14 protein-coding genes are annotated in these 19,561 nt (G+C 72.3%); 2 read left to right on the top strand and 12 right to left on the bottom strand.

Annotation, left to right across the window (positions count from 1 at the left end):
- Nucleotides 1-528: 528 nt before the first annotated feature.
- The 9 genes from IPL61_11045 to IPL61_11085 form a co-directional block, all read right to left on the bottom strand.
- Nucleotides 529-2,820 (bottom strand): hypothetical protein, encoded by a 2,292-nt coding sequence (locus tag IPL61_11045; GenBank protein ID MBK9031843.1) that lies wholly within the window; start codon nt 2,818-2,820, stop codon nt 529-531.
- Nucleotides 2,821-2,870: 50 nt separating this feature from the next.
- Complete coding sequence (locus IPL61_11050) at nt 2,871-3,428, bottom strand: hypothetical protein (protein ID MBK9031844.1); 558 nt, start codon at nt 3,426-3,428, stop codon at nt 2,871-2,873.
- A complete protein-coding gene (locus tag IPL61_11055) occupies nt 3,428-4,186 on the bottom strand; it encodes a pyridoxine 5'-phosphate synthase (protein ID MBK9031845.1) in 759 nt (252 codons plus the stop codon). The genes IPL61_11050 and IPL61_11055 overlap by 1 nt, the downstream gene beginning before the upstream one ends.
- A gap of 9 nt (nt 4,187-4,195) precedes the next feature.
- On the bottom strand, nt 4,196-5,206 hold the full coding sequence (locus IPL61_11060) for a hypothetical protein (protein MBK9031846.1): 1,011 nt from the start codon (nt 5,204-5,206) through the stop codon (nt 4,196-4,198).
- A 46-nt stretch (nt 5,207-5,252) separates the two neighbouring features.
- Complete coding sequence (locus IPL61_11065; GenBank protein MBK9031847.1) at nt 5,253-6,755, bottom strand: serine/threonine protein kinase; 1,503 nt, start codon at nt 6,753-6,755, stop codon at nt 5,253-5,255.
- Nucleotides 6,756-7,056: 301 nt separating this feature from the next.
- Nucleotides 7,057-8,031: an NAD-dependent epimerase/dehydratase family protein gene (locus IPL61_11070; protein MBK9031848.1), complete on the bottom strand. Its 975-nt coding sequence runs from the start codon at nt 8,029-8,031 to the stop codon at nt 7,057-7,059.
- A 17-nt stretch (nt 8,032-8,048) separates the two neighbouring features.
- Entirely contained in the window at nt 8,049-12,566 is a 4,518-nt protein-coding gene (locus IPL61_11075; protein ID MBK9031849.1) for an AMP-binding protein, read from the bottom strand.
- A gap of 314 nt (nt 12,567-12,880) precedes the next feature.
- The gene (locus tag IPL61_11080) at nt 12,881-14,491 is read right to left on the bottom strand and encodes a DUF2088 domain-containing protein (protein ID MBK9031850.1); all 1,611 of its coding nucleotides are present in this window, start codon (nt 14,489-14,491) and stop codon (nt 12,881-12,883) included.
- A gap of 13 nt (nt 14,492-14,504) precedes the next feature.
- Entirely contained in the window at nt 14,505-15,197 is a 693-nt protein-coding gene (locus tag IPL61_11085; GenBank protein MBK9031851.1) for an HAD-IB family hydrolase, read from the bottom strand.
- A 104-nt stretch (nt 15,198-15,301) separates the two neighbouring features.
- Here IPL61_11085 and IPL61_11090 point away from each other — a divergent pair, with 104 nt between their 5' ends.
- Together IPL61_11090 and IPL61_11095 are read left to right on the top strand one after the other, a co-directional pair.
- Nucleotides 15,302-15,592, top strand: coding sequence for a hypothetical protein (locus IPL61_11090; GenBank protein ID MBK9031852.1), 291 nt, complete (start codon nt 15,302-15,304; stop codon nt 15,590-15,592).
- A gap of 37 nt (nt 15,593-15,629) precedes the next feature.
- Nucleotides 15,630-16,145 (top strand): hypothetical protein, encoded by a 516-nt coding sequence (locus IPL61_11095; GenBank protein MBK9031853.1) that lies wholly within the window; start codon nt 15,630-15,632, stop codon nt 16,143-16,145.
- A gap of 19 nt (nt 16,146-16,164) precedes the next feature.
- On the opposite strand, the gene IPL61_11100 is transcribed toward IPL61_11095, so the two are convergent.
- The 3 genes from IPL61_11100 to IPL61_11110 form a co-directional block, all read right to left on the bottom strand.
- A complete protein-coding gene (locus tag IPL61_11100) occupies nt 16,165-17,940 on the bottom strand; it encodes a sensor domain-containing diguanylate cyclase (GenBank protein ID MBK9031854.1) in 1,776 nt (591 codons plus the stop codon).
- A 426-nt stretch (nt 17,941-18,366) separates the two neighbouring features.
- The gene (locus IPL61_11105; GenBank protein ID MBK9031855.1) at nt 18,367-18,537 is read right to left on the bottom strand and encodes a hypothetical protein; all 171 of its coding nucleotides are present in this window, start codon (nt 18,535-18,537) and stop codon (nt 18,367-18,369) included.
- Between the two features lie 356 nt (nt 18,538-18,893).
- Entirely contained in the window at nt 18,894-19,559 is a 666-nt protein-coding gene (locus IPL61_11110; protein MBK9031856.1) for a hypothetical protein, read from the bottom strand.
- Nucleotides 19,560-19,561: the final 2 nt, after the last annotated feature.

The raw sequence follows: 19,561 nt of genomic DNA on the forward strand, positions 1-19,561 counted from the left end.
GGGGGGGGGGGGGGGGGGGGGGGGCGTGGCGCGGCGGGTCCGCGGGTGGTCTGCCTGGCGCGCGCGCGTGCGGCTGCGGTTGTCCGGGGGCCGGGGGGGGGCCCGGCGGGCGGCGTCGTGGGTCGGGTGGGCGTTGCGGCGGGTCGCGGGGCCGGGGGGGTCGAGCGTGGGGTCGCGCGGGGCGTGGCGCGGCCGCTTGGCGTTGCTGTCGCGGCTGGGGGGCGGCGCGGCGCCCGGCCGCTGTCGTCGAGCGTCCGCCGCCTGCGCTCGCACGCCGCGGCGCTCGGCCTGACCACCGCGACGGTTGGTTGCGAGATCCCGGTCGAGCGTTGTGGCTCGCGTCGATCAGTTTGCCGCGACACGTGCATCCGAATGCCCATCCACGAATGTCCAGCGAGAGCCGGATTGGATGCACCATTCTACGCGAGCTGAGACGTAGACCTTCCCGGCACTTGACGAATCATTTCACTGTAGTTGACCTTACACCGGCTACATCGAGCGTGGGTTGCGGCCCGGCGCGCGCCCCGCTCAGCAGCTCGTGCCGCTGGCGCAGGCGCGGGTGGTCTGGAGCGTGCCGTTGGCGCCGCCCTGGCCGTCGTTGCCGTCGCGCTCGATCGCGGGCGCGGCCGGCGCGTGGGCGCCGCCGCTGCCGCCGGCGCCGAGGGCGCCGCCGCTGATCGTGCAGTCCTGGGTGATCGTCGAGCCGGGGGTCGTGACCAGGCCGACCGAGCGGCCGCCCTGCCCGCCGCCGCCACCGCCACCGTGGCCGCCGTGGGCGCCGGCGCCACCGACGCCAGGCGTGGCGCCGCCGGGCGACGCGCCGCCGGTGTTGCCGGCGCCGCCGCTCTGGCCGCGACCGCCGGTGCCGCCGTCGCCACCGCGGCCGGCGTTGCCCCGCGCCAGCGCGCAGCCGGTGATCGTCACCGCGCCGTTGCTGACCGCGAACACGCCGAAGCTGCCGCCGCCGCCACCGCCGCCGCCACCGCCGCCGCGGGCCGCGCAGCCGCCGGCGCCGCCGCCGCCACCGCCCGCGCCGTAAGAGTCGGTCCCGATGTCGCAGCCGCCGGCGCCGCCGCCGCCACCGCCGCCGCCGCCGTTCTCGCCGGTGTCGCCGGCGGTGCCGGGGTTACCGTACCAGTAGCCGTTGGTCACCGCGGCGCCAGCGACGGCGGTGCCGCGGGCGCCGTTGCCGACCTGGCCAGGGCCGCCGCCGGTCGTCGGGCCGCACTGGTCGACGCCGCTGCCGCCGGTGCCGGGCGCGCCGAAGCTGCCGTTGCGATAGGCCGCGGCCGCCCCGCTGGCGCCCGCGCGGGCGTTGTAGTCGAGCGAGAACACGTTGCAGTCGGTGTCCATCTGACCGCCGGCGCCGCCGGCCCCGGCGTTCATCGCGCGGGTCGACGGGCTCGAGGTGCAGGTGTTGGTGCCCGCGGGACCGGCGGCGCCGCGCCCGCTCGAGTCGCACGTGGTGTTGTACTCGCGGCCGTCGCCGCCGCGCCCGCCGTCCATGTAGCTCTGCGACGCCGTCAGGACCGCGTCGGCGCCGGCGCTGCCGGTCGCGCCGTCGGCGCCGTTGCCGGCGTTGATCGCCACCCGCTCGAGCCGCACGGTCGCGGCGTCGACGTGGACGGCGTAGCTCGAGCGGCCGTTGCCGCCGACCTGGCCCGTCGCGGTCGGCCCGGTGATCACCAGGTCGCCGAGCGTGACCGGCACGATCAGGTCGTGCGCGCGCACGGCCAGGTACTCACCGTCGCCGCCGGCGGCGTTGTCCTGGGCGCCGATGATCTCGACCCGGTGACCGGGCGTGGCGTAGCCGGCGCGCTGCCAGCTGAAGTCGTAGCCGCCCCAGACGTTGACGCCGTTCACCAGCACGACCACCTCGTTGTAGGTGCCGGCCTGGACGAAGACGTGGTTGCGCCCGACGGTGGCGGCCCGGACGACGCCGTAGCTGATGGTCTGGCACGGCGACGTCGACGTCAGGCCGCAGGTCGGCACGTTCGCGCCGCCGCCGGCGACGAAGACGCCGCGGGTGACGTCGCCGTCGATGCCGTCGCAGTTGGCGTCGGTGTACGTGCCGTCGGGGTCGTCGGTCGCCGCCGGCGGCTCACACCCGCCCCAGCCGGTCGCGCCCTGACACGTCCGCATGCCGCCGCAGGTGGTGCCGAACGGCGTCGTGATCGAGCAGGTCTCCATCATGCCGGTGTTCGCGGCGCTGCAGTCGCACGCGCCGCTGTTGGGCACGCACTGCTTGGTCGGGCTGCCGCCGATCGTCAGGTCGGTGCACGCGTAGCCGGTCGGGCACTGGACGACGCTGCAGTCGCGGCTGCAGTACTGATCGCCGTCGGGGTAGGTCAGGCAGCGGTCCATGCCGAGCTGGGTGCACTCGGCGTCGCCGCTGCACGCCGAGCACAGCTGGTCGATCACGGGCACGCAGACGTTGTCGATCTCGCCCGGATCGATCACGTCGATGACGCCGAAGCAGCCCCACTCGCTCGGGCAGTCGTTGTCGCACAGCCGGGTGCAACGGCCGCCGGTGCCGACGAAGATGCAGATGTCCGACTCGCACTCGGCGTTGCCCAGGCACGGATCGCCGAAGGCCTTGCGCGGCGGCGCGTCGACCGTGGGCCCGGCGTCGACCGTGGGCCCCGCGTCGAGGTCGACCACGCACGTGCCGCCCGGACCGCAGACGTAGCCCGTCGGGCACGGCGTCGCGACGTCGCACGCGCACGGCTCGTCCGCCGGGTCGCAGTTGCCGCCGACCTTGCTCGACGCGCACCCGAGCACCAGCACCCCACCCAGGAGCACGAACAGGAAGCGGTACATATTCCGCCAAGATATCACGACCTGAAGGCGGCTCGGGTGTGACGAACTCCTCAGGGGCCAGCGGCGCCGACGGGGCGCGCGCCGAGCCAGGTCGTGGCCGGCGGCGCGTCGATCGCGACCGCGCCGGTCGTGGTCAGCGCCGAGACGTCGACGAGCTCCAGCGCCAGCACCCGCGCGATCGTGATCGGCCCGCCGATCGAGACCAGGCGCGACAAGCTCAGCGTCGCCAGGCTCGGCAGGTCGCGGATCTCGAGCGCGCCGACCTCGACCACCGTCGGCGCGAACACGCCGCTGATCGCGCCGCCGCTGACCACCGCGAACCGCCCGCCGACCGTCCGCAGCCCCGGCAGGCCCACCGACGTCAGCGCCAGGGTCGGCCCGATGATCAGATCGCCGTCGACCTGCGCCAGCCCGGCCAGGGGCGCGAGGTCGAGCGGCGCCGCCGAGCGCACCGACAACCCGGGCAGCCGCGCGCACCCGGCCAGGGCGTCGAGCTGCTCCTGCGACGAGGCCACCACCGCCGCGGTCGGGCAGCCGCGCGCGGTCGTCGTCGGCGCGGGGTGGCCGCACGCCGCCAGCGCGCCCAGCGCGGCCAGCGCGCGCCGCATCAACGCGTGACCGGCGCGGCGACGTCTTCGCCGCGGCACGCCCGCAGGTACCGCGCGATCGTCTCGGCCAGCCCCAGGTAGAGCGCGTCGGCCAGGAGCGCGTGACCGATCGACACCTCGGCCAGCTCGGGCACCGCGCGCGCGAACGTCGGCAGGTTGTGCAGGTCGAGATCGTGGCCGGCGTTGACGCCGAGCCCGGCGGCGGCGAGGGCCCGCCCGCACGCCTGCAGCCGCGCGAGCTCCTCGGCCCGGCGCGGGGTCGACCACGCCGACGCGTACGGCTCGGTGTACAGCTCGACGCGCGCGGCGCCGGTGGCGGCGGCCAGGGCCATCTGCGCCGGATCCGGATCCATGAAGATCGCCGTGCGCACGCCACGGTCGTTGAGCCCGCCGAGGATCGCCGCGATCTGCGCGGTCTGGCGCGGCAGCTCCCAGCCGTGATCGCTGGTGACCTCGCCCGGCTTGACCGGCACCAGCGTGAACTGATCGACGACCAGCTCGGCCGCCAGCGCGTGCAGCTCGGGGCGCTCGTCGCCCTCGAGGTTGAACTCGACGCCGCGCTCACGACAGATCGCGCGCAGGTCGCGGACGTCGGCCTCGCGGGTGTGGCGCTCGTCGGCGCGCCAGTGCAGCGTCAGCCCGGCGACGCCCGCGTCGATGCACGCGTGCGCCGCCACCCGGGGCGACGGGTTGTCGTGGCCGCGCGAGTTGCGCAGGAGCGCGACCTTGTTGAGGTTGACCGAGAGGTTGGTCGACATGCGCGGCGCCTAGAACGAGCCGCGGACCAGCAGCCCGAGCTGATCGCTACCGACGGCGGGCGCCACCGCCACCTCGCGGGCGCCGCGGCGCTTCGGCGCGGTCAGGTACAGCACCACGCCGCCCACCACCGCGGCGCCGCCGACGGCGAACGCGACGGTCGAGATCGTGGCGCGGGTGCGCGCCGAGTCGGTCAGGTCGCGCGCGGTCGCGAGATCGCCGCGGCAGTCGCCGACGTCGCCGCCGCACTCGGCCTTGGCCTCGTCGCTGGCGCTGCGCGCCATCAGCCCGAACGCGACGCCGGCGCCCAGCGCGGCCACGCCGCCGGCGGTCAGCCCCAGGCCGAGCCTGCGGCGACCAGGCCCGGGATCGCTGGGCGGCGGCGGCGGCGGCGGCGGTCGCACGACGATCGGCGTCGGATCGGGGTCCGGATCCGGCGGCGTCGGCACCTCGGGGATCCTGGTCAGCGACGGGATCTCGACGGTGACCGTGGTGCCATCGCCCATGACCGCGACCTCGGCCTTCCACGGCTCGTAGCCCTCCGCGCTGGCCGAGATCATCGATCTGCCAGGATCGACCGGCGTGGCGACGCCGATCGCCGCGGTGATGTCGGTGCCGTCGCGCTCGACCCGCACGTTCGGGGTGTCGCCGCGCAGGACCAGCAGCACGCGCACCAGCTTCGGCCCCAGCGCCTTGGCGCGCTTGGCGGCGTCGGCCTTGCGGCCCTTGTTGGAGTCGGTCTCGGCGAGCGCGGTGAACAACCCCCACGCCGACGCGGACCGGCCGAGCTTGTCGTAGCAGAGCGCGAGGTTGTACTGGGTGCCGAACTGCGGATCGAGCTCCTGGCTCTTCCGGAACGACTCGCACGCCTCGGTCACCTGGCCGGCCGCGATCTGATCCTTGGCCTGCCGGAACGCGGCCTCGGCCGCGGTCTTCTTCGCCAGGCTGTCGTCGGGCTGGGCCACGGCCGTGGCCGTCGCGGCGCACAGCCCCACCGTCAAGAGCGCGAGGTGCAGTCGCATGGTGCGAGCATGCCCGGTCAGGGCGATCGTTGCCAGCGCGCCCGACTCAATGGCGCGAGCCCGAAAAGTCCTCGGACCCGCTGCCGCTGCCCGCGGCGCTGCCCGAGCCGCGGCGATGCCCGCCGCGCTTCGCCGAGCCCGAGCCGGAGCCCGAGCCCGAGCCCGAGCCAGCGGCCATGTCTGAGCCCGAGCCCGCGGCCATGTCCGAGCCGGAGCCCGACCCGGTCGCGATGTCCGAGCCGGAGCCCGACCCGGTCGCGATGTCCGAGCCGGAGCCCGACCCGGTCGCGATGTCCGAGCCGGAGCCCGACCCGGTCGCGATGTCCGAGCCGGAGCCCGACCCCGCCGCCGATCCGGAACCGGTGGCCATGTTCGAGCCCGTCGCCGAGCCCGTCGCCGCGGCCGCGCCGACATCCGTGCCCGCCGCGCTCCCCGGATCGGGCTGCCGGGCCGCGCCGGCGCCGGCGCCATCGCCCTTGCCGCCGCTCATCGCGATCACCACCGCGACCACGATCGCGACCGCGGCCACCGCCGCGCCGATCATGATCCCGTACCGCTTGCCCGACGTCGCGCCGCCGGTGCTGCTCGCGCTCGCGGTCGCCGACAGCGTCGTCGGCGACGTCGGCACCGGCAGCACGCCGCTCCGGAGCAGGTTCGTGGCCAGGCCGGCCTGGACCCGCGCGATGCGCTGCGCCTGCTGGTGGGCGCTGGGCCCGCCGAACGGCACCAGCGCCGCGGCCAGCTCGGCGATCGAGCTGTAGCGCTGGGTCGGATCCTTCGCGAGGCACTTGTTGACGACCGCGGCGAACGCCGGCGGCACGTCGACGGGCATCGGCGGGACCGGATCCATCGCGACCTTGAGGGTCAGCTCGGTGATGGTCTCGGCCGCGAACGGCGCCAGCCCCGTCACCAGCTCGTACAGGATGACGCCCAGCGCCCAGACGTCGGTGCGCACGTCGACGTCGCGGGCGCTGCGGAGCTGCTCGGGCGACATGTAGCCCGGCGAGCCCATCACCATCGCGGTCCGGGTCAGCGAGAAGTCCTCGCTGTCGCCGGTGGCCTTGGAGATGCCGAAGTCGAGCACCTTGACCATCGCGACGCCGTCAGCGCTGGTGGTCAGGAACATGTTCGCGGGCTTGAGGTCGCGGTGGATGATGCCCAGCGAGTGGGCCTCGGCCACGGCCTCGGACGCCTGCAGCACGAAGTCGACCGCCTGTCCGAGCGGCAGCCGGGTGTGCTGGAGCAAGAACTGCTGCAGGTCGCAGCCGTCCAGGTACTCCATGACGATGTACGGCGCGCCGTCCTCGAGCGTGCCGACGTCGATCACCCGGCCGACGTGCTCGCTCTTGAGCTTGACGATCGCCCGGGCCTCGCGCAGGAACCGCTCGGTCACCGTCGCGTTCTGGAGCGCCTCGCGGTGCAGGAACTTGAGCGCGACCAGCTGGCCCAGCTGCAGGTGCTGCGCCGCGACGACGACCCCCATCCCGCCCTCGCCGAGCACGCGCTCGACCTGGAACTTGCCTGCGAGGATCTGGCCGGGCTGCACCACGCCGTCAGTGTACGCGGCGTCAGGCGTGCTGTCACATTCGGGTTCGAGCATGGGGCGCCACGGCTGGTACGTGCCGGCGGCAGCGTGGTTACGCGCCAGCGGCCCGATCGGATCACCAGGCGCGCACGGACATCAGCGCTCGCGTGTAGGTCTTCGGGCGAGCACCGCTCGGCGCGCTGGGAGAATCCCGGCGCGCGGGATCAACCTCGCTCGGGAAGGTCGACGGGGCGCCGGTGGTCCGCTTCGCGGGCAGCCCTCGACCTCGGCACGCCCCGGGCCTGCGCCGGGGCGCCCGGGAACGTCAGCTGTCGAGGCCCTGCCGCAGGTACTTCACCGTCTCGGCCAACGTCAGCTGCGGGTCGCGGGTCGTGAAGCCCAGCTCGCGCTCGGCCTTGGCCGAGTCGAACCACCAGTAGTGCTCGGCCATCGCGACCGAGATGCGATCGACCGGCGGCGCCTTGCCGCGCCAGCGGTAGACCTCCTCCATCGCGGCCGCGCCCCAGCGCTGCAGCTTCGGCGGCAGCTTGAGCCACGGGCCCCGCACCTTCGACACCCGCTCGAGCCGGCCGAAGAACTCGGCGGTGGTCCAGTTGGGGCCGCCGAGCAGGTAGCGCTCGCCCGGCGTGCCCGCGGTCAGCGCGTTGGCGAAGGCGATCGCCGCGTCCCGGGCGTCGACGAAGTTCACGCCGCCGGTCGGGATCGACGGGATCTGGCCGCGCAGGAACTTGAGCACGTCGCCGGTCGACGACAGCCGCCGATCGCCCGGACCCAGCAGCAGGCTCGGGCACAGCGCGATCACGTCGAGGCCCAGGCGCGCGCCGAGGTCGAACGCCAGGCGCTCCTGGTAGATCTTCGAGGCGTAGTACGGCCACTTGGCCGCGATCGACTCCTGGGTGCCGTCGCGCTCGTCGAGGATGGCCTCGTCCTCGGACACGGCGATCGTGCCCGAGGTCGACGCCAGGATCATGCGCTTGACGCCGTGGCGGGCCATGGCCTCGGCCACCGCGCGGGTGCCGTCGACGTGCAGGCGCATCATCCGGGTGGTGTCGTCGGGATCGCGCGAGACCATGCCGGCCAGGTGGAACACCGCGGTCACGCCCGGCATCGCCCGGTCGAGATCGTCGGCGCTGCGCACGTCGCCGCGCACCACCTCGACGCCGAGGTCGGTCAGGTAGTCGGACCGCGTCCGGGCCAGCGCGCGCACCGCCACGCCCCGCCGCACCAGCTCGGCGCAGAGGTGCTCGCCCAGGAACCCGGTGGCGCCGGTGACGAGCACGGGCGCAGCCGCGGCGGTCACGACGACGCCTCCTCGGTGACGACCACCCCGTTGGCGGCGGCCCAGTGGGCCCACGGCGTCGTCCCAGCCTCGCCCAGGGTCCACGCCTGATCGCGCGGCGCCATCCGGCGGATCGTCCGCTCGACCTCCTGGCTGATCACCCGGTAGCCCTCGGCGCGGGTCTTGCCAGCGCCGAGCGCGGCCACGTCGGCGTGCGACAGGAACGGCCCGATGTGGGCCGAGACCTTGGCGTCGCGCTTGGGCAGGTAGTCGCCCTTGGGCATCGCCGCGTGGGTGCCGGCCAGGTACATCGGCAGGATCCCGCACTTGTTGGTCATCGCCAGGTAGCCCAGCGACGGCTTGAAGTCGGCCATCACGCCGGTGTCCGAGCGCGTGCCCTCGGGGAAGATCAAGAGCACGTAGCCCTGCCGAAGCACGTCGCCGGCCAGCTTGAGCGACTCGCGCAGCGAGCCGAACCGCTCCATCGGCACCAGGTTGGTGAAGTTCTCGAAGTAGGCCTTCCGCACCGGGTCGTCGAAGAAGTAGTCCTTCGCCGCCAGGGCCACGACGCCGTCGCCGTGCTCGCCCAGGGCGTACTTGCATAAGCCCATATCGAGGTGGCTGGTGTGGTTGGCCGCCAGGATGTAGCCGCCGAACGGCGGCACGTAGGCGCGGCCGGTGACCTTGGTGTCGAGGTAGCGGTCGTAGAGGTTGCGCATCCCGGCGCGCAGGAGCGCCCGGCCGGCCCGCACCACCGGCGCCGGCACGTCGATCTCGTCGTCGTCCTTGGCGTCGTCCTTGCTCTTGCCGACCAGCTTGCGGGCCTTGGCGTCGCTCCGGGCCTTGCCGCCGAGCCGCGCGATCAGCGCCTCGACGTCGGCGACGGTCTCGAGCCCGACCAGCTCGCTGGGGTCCGGCAGGGTCGCGCCGGCGCCCTCGAGCGCCACGCCCAGCTCGGTGAACATGAGCGAGTCGAAGCCGAGCGCGTCGAGCCGGGTGTCGCCGGCCACGTCGGCGCGCTTCTTCTGGGCCACCGACGCGATCACCTCGCGCACCCAGTCGGTGCTCGAGCCGCCGGCCGCGGCCAGACGCTTGACCTCGGCCCCGCCCTTGGCGGCCTTCTCGAGGCGCTCGAGCTCCTTGATGACCTCCTTGCGCTTGATCTTGCGGGTCGAGGTCTTGGGCAGGTCGAAGTCCCACAGGTGGACGACCTTGAGCCGCTTGTACAGCGGCAGCTGCTTGCCGACCTTCTTCAGGTGCTCGCGCACCTCGTCGCGCACGCCCTCGCGGTCCTTGCTGCCGTGCTCGTAGTCCGGGACGATCAGCGCGGCCACGGTCTCGGCGCCGTCGCCGGCGGCGAGGCCGACCACCGAGATCTCCTTGACCCACGGCGAGTCGCCGTAGAGCTCCTCGAGCTCGTCGGGGTACACGTTCTCGCCCGACGGCCCCAGGATCATCTCCTTCTTGCGGCCGACGATGAACAGGTTGCCGTCGGCGTCGATCCGGCCGAGGTCGCCGGTGTGGAGCCAGCCGTCCTGCAGGGTCGCGGCGGTCGCCTCGGGGTTCTCGAAGTAGCCGAGCATGACGTTGGGCCCCTTGGCCACGACCTCGCCGATGCCCTTGGCGTCGGGGGCGTCGATCCGGACGTCGACGCCCGGCAGCGCCCGCCCGACCGAGCCCGGGATCAGCTCGTCGCCAGGCCGGGTCACGGTCAGGACCGGCGCCGCCTCGGTCATGCCGTAGCCCTCGTACAGGTTGAACCCGAGGCCGCGGAAGGTCTTCATCGTCTCGGGCGGCAGCGCCGAGCCGCCGCTGATCAGCAGGCGCATCCGCGGCCCGAGCTTCTTGTGGACCGGGTAGAACGCGATCTTGCCCAGGCTGGCGCCGAGCTTGTCGCGCAGCGCGCGGTTGCCGTCGACGACGGTCTCGAACGCCCGCTCGAGCAGGATGCCCTTGTCGGAGATGTTCTTGTAGACCTTGCGCTCGAGCAGCTGCCACAGCGCCGGCACGCCGACCATGCCGGTGATGCCGCCCTCCTCGAGCGCCGCGCCCAGGTTGTCGGCGTCGATCTCCTCGAGGTAGGTGATCGAGGCGCCGTGCGTGAGCGGCATCAGGAACCCGGCCGAGAACTCGAACGTGTGGTGCAGCGGCAGCACGCTCAAGAGCACGTCGTGCTTGTAGAGCGAGAACGTGCCGGCCAGCTTGGACACCATCGACGTCAGGTTCTTGTGCGACAGCATCACGCCCTTGGGCACGCCGGTCGTGCCCGACGTGAAGATCAAGGACGCGACCGAGTCGGACTTGACCACCGGCGCGACCGCCCCGGGCGACACGTCGGGCTCGGTGAAGAACTCGTCGAAGTCCAGCACCTGCCCGGTCACGCCCTGCCCGGCCAGGTGCGCGGCCAGGGCCGCGTGGGCGGCGCCGTCGGCGTCGGTCGGCACCGCCAGGCCCACGTCGGCGCACAGCCGCTCGGCCACGCGCGCGCTGATCAGCAGCACCGCGGCCGACGACACCCGCGCCAGGTTCGCGACCTCGGGCGCCGACAGCTCCTTGTCGAGCGGCACCGCGGTGGCGCCGGCCTCGAGGATCGCGAAGTACGCGATGCCCCACTGCGGCCGGTTCTCGCTCATGATCATGACCCGGCCGCCGGCGGCGCCGCGCTGCCGCAGCTGGGCCGCGCCGACCAGGGCCAGGTCGGCCATCCGGGCGTAGGTGTAGACCACCGGCTCGACGTCACGCGGATCGACGTCGTCGTCGATGCGCGGCCGCAGCCGCAGCGCCACGCGGTTGCCGTGCAGCTTGGTGGTCGCGTGCCAGAGCTCGAGCAGATCCTTGTAGGTGTAGACCGTGCGGGGCTTGGGGCCGAACTCGTCGTCGAGCGTGGGGAACACCCACTCCTGCAGGCCGGCGAAGTGGGTGCCGATCCAGTAGTCGCGCCAGTTGATCGTCTCGGGCGCCCACCACAGCCGCTCCTGGTCCTCGGGGGTGACCCGCTGCCACAGCGCGCGCGTGCGATCGCACCGGAACGTGATGTCGCGATCGTAGTTGAACGGCTTGAACAGATCGGTGAGCTCGACCACCTGGCCGGTGAACCGGCTGATCCTGGCCAGCTCGTCCTTGGCCCGGGCCGCCAGCGCCTCGAGCCGGGGCGCGCCCCAGCGCGGCAGGTGGGTGTCGATCATCTTGATCGCGCCGTCGGCGAGGCGCTTCATCATCGGCGCCGAGAACCGATCGAAGGTCTCCTGGCTGACCCGCCGGCCCTCGCGCCGCATCTTGATGCGGTTGGTCCAGGGGTGCTCGCCGGCGTCGACCTTCCGGCGCCAGTGTCGCCGCACGGCCAGGCCGGTCAGCTCGGTCAGCCGGCGCGAGGTCACGCGGTTCAGGTCCGAGGCGCCGAGCTGGTAGACGGTCTCGTGGCTGCCGTCGAGGATCGCCGCGGTGGCCAGGAGCATCCCGGCCGCGACCATGTCGACCGGGATCACGTCGAGCGCGGTGTCCTCGCCGGCCGGGATCTGGGTGTGGCCCTTGAGCACCAGGTAGACCAGCGGCGAGGTGGTGTTGAAGCCCTCGTTCCAGCCCGGGAACGGGAACCGGACCGCGCTCTCGACCACGGCCGGGCGGACGACCGTGGCCACGACCTCGCGGTCGGCCAGGATGACCTGCTCGCCCAGGCTCTTGGTGTACGTGTACGTGTTGGTCCAGCCCCAGTGCAGCGACCGCTCCATGCCGAGGTCGGTCAGGTGCTTGGCCATCCACATCTTGCGCTCGCGCGCGACCGCGAGCTTGAGGTCGCCCTCGTTGTCGGGGTCGCGGCGCTGCTCCTCGAGCGACCGCGCGGCCTTGTCGCGGAAGTCCGAGATGTGGGCGCGGTCGTTGGCCTGCTCGCGCACCTGATCGATGATCCGCTGGCAGTCGGCCATCTCGGCGGTGGCGTCGAAGTCCTTGTCCTTGAGCTCGTCGTGGCGCGGGAAGTAGCCGACCACCGGCTCGTCCTCCCAGATCTCGCCGTCGCGCTGGCCGGCCACGTAGCAGGTCGAGACGTGGACCAGCTTGGCCTTGAGCCGGCGCGCGACCTCGAGCACGTTGCGCGCGCCCTGGGCGTTGATGCGCAGCGCGCTCTCGAGCGACGGCATGAACGACACCAGGCCGGCGCTGTTGAGCACGACGTCGACGCCGCCCGACGCCGCGAACGCCTCGAACTGCGCGTCGTCGAAGTTGCACAGCGCCCGGCCGATGTCGCCCGGGATGGCGACGATCTTGGTGCGCAGGAACGCCTCGGTGCCGTCGCCGTGGCGCTCCCGCAGCGGCCGGAACGCCTCGGACGTCGCGACCTTCTTGTAGAACCGCTGCTCGGCGGTGTTGCCCGCGCCCGGCCGCACCAGGCAGTAGACCCGCCCCACGTCGGGGTAGCGGTCGAGCAGCATGCACAGCGCCACCTTGCCGACGAAGCCGGTGGTGCCGATGAGCAGGATCGTCTTGCCGCGCAGGGTGGCGGTGACGTCGAGGCGGTCGGCGGGGGTGGTCGTGGTCACGGCGTCACGGTCCAGGTCAGCGCGGCGGGCGGCGAGCGGGGGCGGGGTCGAGGTCGTCGGGCGCTTCCGGCAAACCCGAGTCAGGTCCAACCGGGGGTCAGCAGCAACGCCGCATGTGGGGCGTCGGGGCGTTTCGGGTGGGGTCAGCAGCAACGTCGCGTGTTGGCGGAGGGATCCGAGTCAGGTCCGGGCCGTTTCGGGTGGAGTCAGCAGCAACGTCGCGTGTTGGCGGCAAACTCCGAGTCACGTCGCCGGGGGTTGGGGGGGGGGCGGCGCATGCCGGGGGAGGGTTTTTTCGAAAAACCCTCTCAAGATCACGCGACGTCCGCGATCACGATCGGGGGGTGGTGCAGCATCGTGATCTTGGCCGAGCGGCCCATCGTGCCCTGGGCCATCGAGATCGCCTCGGCCATCGTGTCGGCGGTCTCCCAGCCCATCAAGGTCGGCACCGTCGTGTTGTCGGCGCCGACGACGATCACCCGGGACACCCGCTCGCGCCCGCGCTGGCCCCAGTACCACATGTAGAACGGGTGGGCGCCGTGGTAGGCGTTGCCGCGCCGGTACATCTCGACGTAGCTCGGGTTGTACGCGAACTCGTCCTGGTACTTCTTCTCGAGCGTGTAGCTGTCGGTGGTCTCGGGCAGGAGCCGGTTGAAGAACTCGATGTAGCTCGGGTGGTGGACCGGATCGAACTTGTCCGAGCACGGGTGCGCGATGATCAGGACGCCGCCGTCGCGCAAGACCGGCTTGCCCCGGTACATGTGGTAGTAGTAGCCGAGCGCCATCACCTGCACGAGCAGCGGGTTGAGCGCCTTCGAGTTGACGTTGTAGGGCGAGATGTACGGGATGCCGGTGATCAGGATGTCGGCCTGGCCCTCGACCTCGACCGCGTACTGATCGAACGACCTGGCCAGGGTCTTGTCGTGGACCGGCTCGCACGCGCCGGCGGTGCAGGCGATCAGCTCGTAGGCCGCGGGCGTGCGCATGAAGATCTCGCGCCGCGCCGCGAACGGCAGCTTGTCGAGCGCCCACTTCATGCCCTGGAACTTCAGCCGATCGGCCTCGGTGAAGTCGTCCTCGTTCTTCATCAGGAAGTCGAGCGGGCCGTCGAACGTGCGGTTGTTGAGCACGGTCTCGATGTGGAAGACCTTGAGGTGGCTCTCGACCACCGCGCCCTGGCGGTTCATCGAGTGGCTGATCGCCGAGTCCGGCGGGTTCATGTACGAGTTCGAGTCCGCGATCATCTTGGGCGTGTGGTGCGACTTGAGGCTCTCGTAGCCGCACAGCCCCACGCCCATCGACTTGTGCCCGCCGTTCATGGGCACGAAGTTCATGTTCACGTAGATGACCAGGTCGCTCTCGGCGGCCCGGCGGTTGACCTCGACCAGCTCGCCGTGGCGGGTCTTGCCCAGGACGACCATGCCGTCGGGGTCGCACGCGTCGTGGTTGTAGAGGCGATCGGGCCAGTACTCGTTCCAGATCTTGGGGCCGACCATCCGCTTGATCTCGGCGTCGGTCATGCGCCGGTGCAGCGCCAGCGCGATCACCAGGTGGACGTCGTCGACGCCGTGATCGGCCAGCATCTCGCACACGATCTCGAGCACGAGCTGGCGCACGTCGGGCCGCCGCATCACCGGCAGCGGCATCGAGATGTCGTCGATCGCGACGGTCACCTTCATGCCGGGGGTGAGCAGCGCGTGCAGCGGATCCATGCCCTCGGGGTGGTTGAGGGCGTAGCGGATCGTCGCCTGGGGGTTGGCGACGCCGGTGATCGGCCGCTTGGGGTAGATGACGCGGGTCCCGACCGGGAGATCCTCGAGGAGGAAGTTCTCCCCGTAGAACATGATCCGCGGCGCGCTGTCGCTGTCGATGGTGACGACGTGCTCGCGGCTGTCGGGACGGGTGCGGGGGCGGATGGCGCGCATGGAGGCCTCGGGGTCAGGCGGCGTCGAGATCGAGGACCGGCCAGTCGTAGCTGCGCGCGATCGAGCGCAGCCGCAGGTCGGGGTTGACCGCGGTCGGGTGACCGACCACCGCCAGCATCGGGTAGTCGGAGAAGCTGTCGGTGTAGGCCCAGGACTCGCCCAGGTCGATGGCGTGCTTGCGGGCGTAGCCGCGCATGATCTCGGCCTTGGTGGCGCCGGCCACGAACGGCTTGGCGAGCTTGCCGGTGGCGTAGCCGCCGTCGAACTCGAGCTGGTTGGCGATCAGCTCGTCGACGCCGAGGTACCGGGCCAGCGGCCGCAGCGTGAAGTCGAGGGCGCCCGAGATCAGCACCTGCCGGACGCCGGCCCGGCGCGACTCGTCGATGAGATCGCGCGCGCGCGGGTAGATGTTCGGCTCGATGACGTCCTCGAACAGCTCCTCGGCGAGCATCACCAGCCGGTCCTCCGACGCGCCCTGGTAGGAGCGGTAGAAGATCTCGTTGAACCACTTGCGCGAGACCTTGTCGGCCGCCCAGAACATCGGGATCGAGGCGGCGGTGGTGATGGTCCGCTTCACCGACTCCAGGAGCGACGGCTGACGCTGCGCGTAGTAGCTGAACGTGTGGACGATGTTGATCCGGATGAGGGTGCCGTCCACGTCATAGAAGGCCGCGGAATTCTTGTACTTATGGTGCGGATGCGACATGGCAGCCCGTAGGCGGGCGCACGTTGCCCAAACCGGGCTGATTTGTCAACCAACCGCCCGACATGGCCCGCTCGAGCCACCGCCCGTGCTAGATCGAGGCCACCATGGCGATCCCGCAGTGGCTGGCGATCTCGATCTCGGTGTTGATCCTCGGCTTCGGTGGCTACCGGCTCTGGCTGGCCGTGGCCGGGCCCTCGAACTTCGTCCGGGCCAACGTGCGCCGCGGCATGCTCGCGATGTCGCGCCGGTCCCACGGCCTGGTCGCGGTGCTGTACCTCCTCGTCGGCGCGGCGCTCCTGGCCTCGGCGTTCGGCTGGAACCCGTGGCACAGCGGCGGCGGCGCCGGGGCCCCGACCGCGCCGCCACCGGCCGGCTCGGCCCTGCCCGTCCGCTGAGCGCGCGGGTCGGCGGCGGCGATGGTAGGATGGCATCGTGCGCACGACGATCGCCGCGATGTCCCTGGCCGCGGTGCTCGGTGGCGCGCCCGCGATGGCCGATGACGGCCCGGCGGCGCCGCTCCCCAAGCGCTGCGCCGCTGACTCTCCCACCGACACGCCCTGTCCGCAGCTGGCCGGGCGCTACCGGATCACCCTCGCCCCCCGTGGCGAGAGCTGCGTCGTCAAGCGCAAGGCGCTCGGGGTGTTGACCGTGCGCGGTGAAGGCACCAAGCCGGCGTTCGATGCGCGGCCGCTCGTGCGCGCGCTGGGGCTCCGTGCTGGCAAGGGGGACGAACCGCAGCTCGGCGCCGCGCTCCGCGACGGGGTGTGCTGCCTGGATCTTCGGCTCTACGGCCACCGCGGAGACCGCGGCCAGCGGATCCAGGTGAGCCTGGCCGCCGGCGCCACGACCGTGAGCGCGAAGGCGAGCGACCGCTGGACGCAGGACGATCCGGGCCGCGCCGAATGCGGCGACGCGGAGCTCGCGGTCACGGCGGTCCGCGTTCGGTGAGCGCGGTCGGCGGCGGCGATCAGTGGATCGCCGCGTGCGCCGCGGCCTCGGCCGTCGGGTTCGGCCCGCTGTCGTCGGCCCAGTACAGCTCGACCCGGTTCTTGCCCGAGCGCTTGGCGCGGTAGAGCGCGCGGTCGGCCCGGCGGACCAGGTCCTCGGCCGAGCCCAGGCCGCTGTCGGGGTACGTGGCGATGCCGAACGACGCGGTCACCGACAGCACCGGCCCGTCGGAGGTGACCGCGATGCGGCGCTCGGCGATCCGCACGCGGATGCGCTCGGCCAGCGACAGCGCCGCGACCAGCTCGGTGCGCGGCAGGATGATCACCAGCTCCTCGCCGCCGTAGCGCGCGGCGGTGTCGACGCCGCGCAGCTCGCCCTTGACCGCGGCCGCGACCTCGCGCAGCACCCGATCGCCGATCAGGTGGCCGTGGGTGTCGTTGAGGTGCTTGAAGTCGTCGATGTCGATCATGACGATCGAGAACGCCTGGTCGTAGCGGCGCGCGCGCTCGATCTCCTCGTCGACGCGGGCGTCGAAGTAGCGCCGCACGAACAGCCCGGTGAGGCCGTCGACCATCGCCATCGTGTACAGGTGCGCGTTGTGCAGCGCCGCGCCGACCTGCAAGGCCAGCGAGGCCAAGAGCCGCTGGTCGGTGGGGCCGAAGGCCGCCGGCGCGCGGCTCTGCACCGCCAGCACGCCCTCGCAGGTCCCGGCCACGAACAACGGCACGCCCAGCCACGAGCGCACGCCCTCGGTGCCCTCGGGGCCGAGATCGACGTCGCTGTGCGCGAGGTCGTCGATCGCGACCGGCGCCAGGGTCGCGACCACGCGCCCCGCGGCGCCCTCGCCGCGCGCCACCGCGAGGCGCGCGAAGTGCGCGCGGTCGCGATCGTAGGCGTCGACGACGAAGCGCTCGGTGTCGCGCTCGGCGCCGCGATGGATCAGGGCCACGGTCTCGGCCGCGGGGATCGCGAGGACCACCTGCCGCGCCACGGTCGCGACCACGTGCGGCAGCTCGATCGATCGGGCCAGCTCGCGGGCCGAGTGATCGAGCTGCTCGAGCTCGCGCACGCGCGCGCGCCAGGCGTGGCTGGCCCGGGCCAGGCGATTGAAGATCAGGTTGACCAGCAGGTAGGTCGCGCACACGAACACGAACGCGACCTCCTCGTGGGCCAGGTACAGGAGCGCGAGCACGGCGGCCAGCGGCAGGAGCGATCCCTCGGCCAGCATGCCGGGGCCGGCCTGGTCCCAGGCGAACCGGCGCCACGGCTGGCCGCCGAGCACCTGGCGCAGCCCCGACAGGAGGTTGTGGGCGACGAGGAACGCGCCGCCGACGAGGAGGACGTGGATGATGACGTCGAGCTCGAGGTCGGCCGACAGATCGAGGCGCGCGAACCCGGCGGCGATCGCCGCCAGGAGCCCGCCGCTCATGCCGCCGAAATACGCCGCGTACAAGAGCCTCGCCGGCCAGGTCTGGCGGACGCTGCGCGGCGCGAACCACGGCCGCGCCAGTGCGTCGACCGCGAGCGTGACCGCGACCATCGCGCCGCCGGCGACCGGTCCGACGGCGACCGCGGCCGCGACGTAGAACGCCGAGTCGAGCGACAGCACGCTCGGACCGACCCGGAACGCCAGCGCGCGGGCCGCGGCCACGACCAGCACGAAGCCGGCGAACGACAGGGGGCTCGCGTGGCCCAAGACGCCGCCCGCCGCGATCGCCTGGGCGATCAGCGCCGACCACCCGAGCGCGGTGAGCGCGAAGGTGAATGCGAGCTGTGGAGTGAGTCGACGGGGCATGGTCGGACCAGTAGCCGGAGAGCTACCACAGGCTTCTGACGCATGCAGTCATATTCGACCGACGGCACCCATGCTCGGCTGACACCCGCTCCGCTCCCGATCAGGCGCGACCCAGCTCCCGATCGGATGACACCCGTGCACACGGCAGGCAGTCACAATCGACCGACGGCACCCATGCTCGGCTGACACCCGCTCCGCTCCCGATCAGGCGCGACCCAGCTCCCGATCGGATGACACCCGTGCACACGGCAGGCTCGGCGGCAGCTCCCGATCGGCGGACACCCGCGCCGCCGCGGCCGTCGGGCGCGATCCCCGAGCACCGGCGGGAATCCGCCAGCGCCCGTCCGCCTCTGGGCAGCCAGGGTTGGCCGCCGCTCCGGCGTTCGTCGGTGTTGGCCCCAGGGCGTCAGGCCCCTGGGGGAAGGACTAGATGTCGATGATGGCGACGCCCCGCTCCTCACGAGCGGGCGTCGGCGGCGGGTTGGCTTCGGCAGGGCGCGGCGACTCGAGCGGCACCTCGATGCGATGCTCGTGATCGCGCCGACGCTGCTCTTCCTCGCGTCGCAAGATCTCTTCGATGATCCAGGGGTCTAGCATGGTGAAACCGCCCTAGTCTCCCGGGGTTTCCAGGATTTGAGAAGACGGTGAGGCGCTGCGGTACTAGTAAGACGCTCGGCGGGTCGTTTTGTTTACGCTGCAATCGATGCGCCGCTGACGACCACCCTTCATGGTTAGCATAACGCACGAGAACCCCAAGGGGTCCAGTAAGCGACGGCACATCTTTGCCGTCGAGAACGTGGGCGGAACCGCCCGGTGCCGGGATCTCCAGGGGCCCGCTGACCCCAGAGCGGCGAGTTCTGCCAGCGCTCACGGCGAGTTAGCCCGACGCCCGGACAGCGACATTTTTTGCGCACGGGGGCCCATCTGGTCACCCCACCCCGATCCCGGGCCAGCTACTCGAGATCCTTGAGGCGCCACCGTCCGTCTTCCCGGACGAAGGTGATCTGCTGGCCGGCGCCGTAGCGCATCCGGGCCTCGCCGGGGCCGATCTCCTCGATCGGCTGATCGACGTTGGCCTCGAGCGCGTTCATCAGCTGGGCCATCGCGTCCTTGCGCTCGCCTGCGAACTGCTCGCGCATCTTGTCGACGTTCATGAGGTCGGCGTAGGCCTTGGGCACGAACCGCAGGAGCACGTCCCAGCGCTCGAGCCGGTAGGCCCGGACGAACGAGCGCAGCGCCGCGCGCGGCGTGGCCTGGTCGTAGAACGCCAGCGGGTTGTCGGCGATCCGCCAGCGCCCGTCTTCCTCGATCAGCCGCAGGCTGTCCCCGAGACCGTAGACCAGCTCGGCGGTCACCTGCAGCCGGCGCTTGCGGCTGACCAGGCGACCGGCGGTGTCGTCGACCTCGCGGGGGTTGTCGCGCAGCATGCGCACGAACTCGTCGCGACCGACCTTGGCCCGGAACTCCGACGACATCAGCTCGTAGGCGGCCTCGTAGTTCTTGGCCCGCAGCGCCGAGGCGTAGCGATCCAGCGCGCTGGCCGGGGCGGTGCGCGCACCGCCGCAGCCGGCGGCGAGCGCGAGCGACAGACCGAGACCGACCGCGAGGAGGCGACGCACGG

The sequence above is a fragment of the Myxococcales bacterium genome, assembly GCA_016717005.1.
In the GTDB taxonomy this organism is placed as follows: domain Bacteria; phylum Myxococcota_A; class Polyangia; order Haliangiales; family Haliangiaceae; genus UBA2376.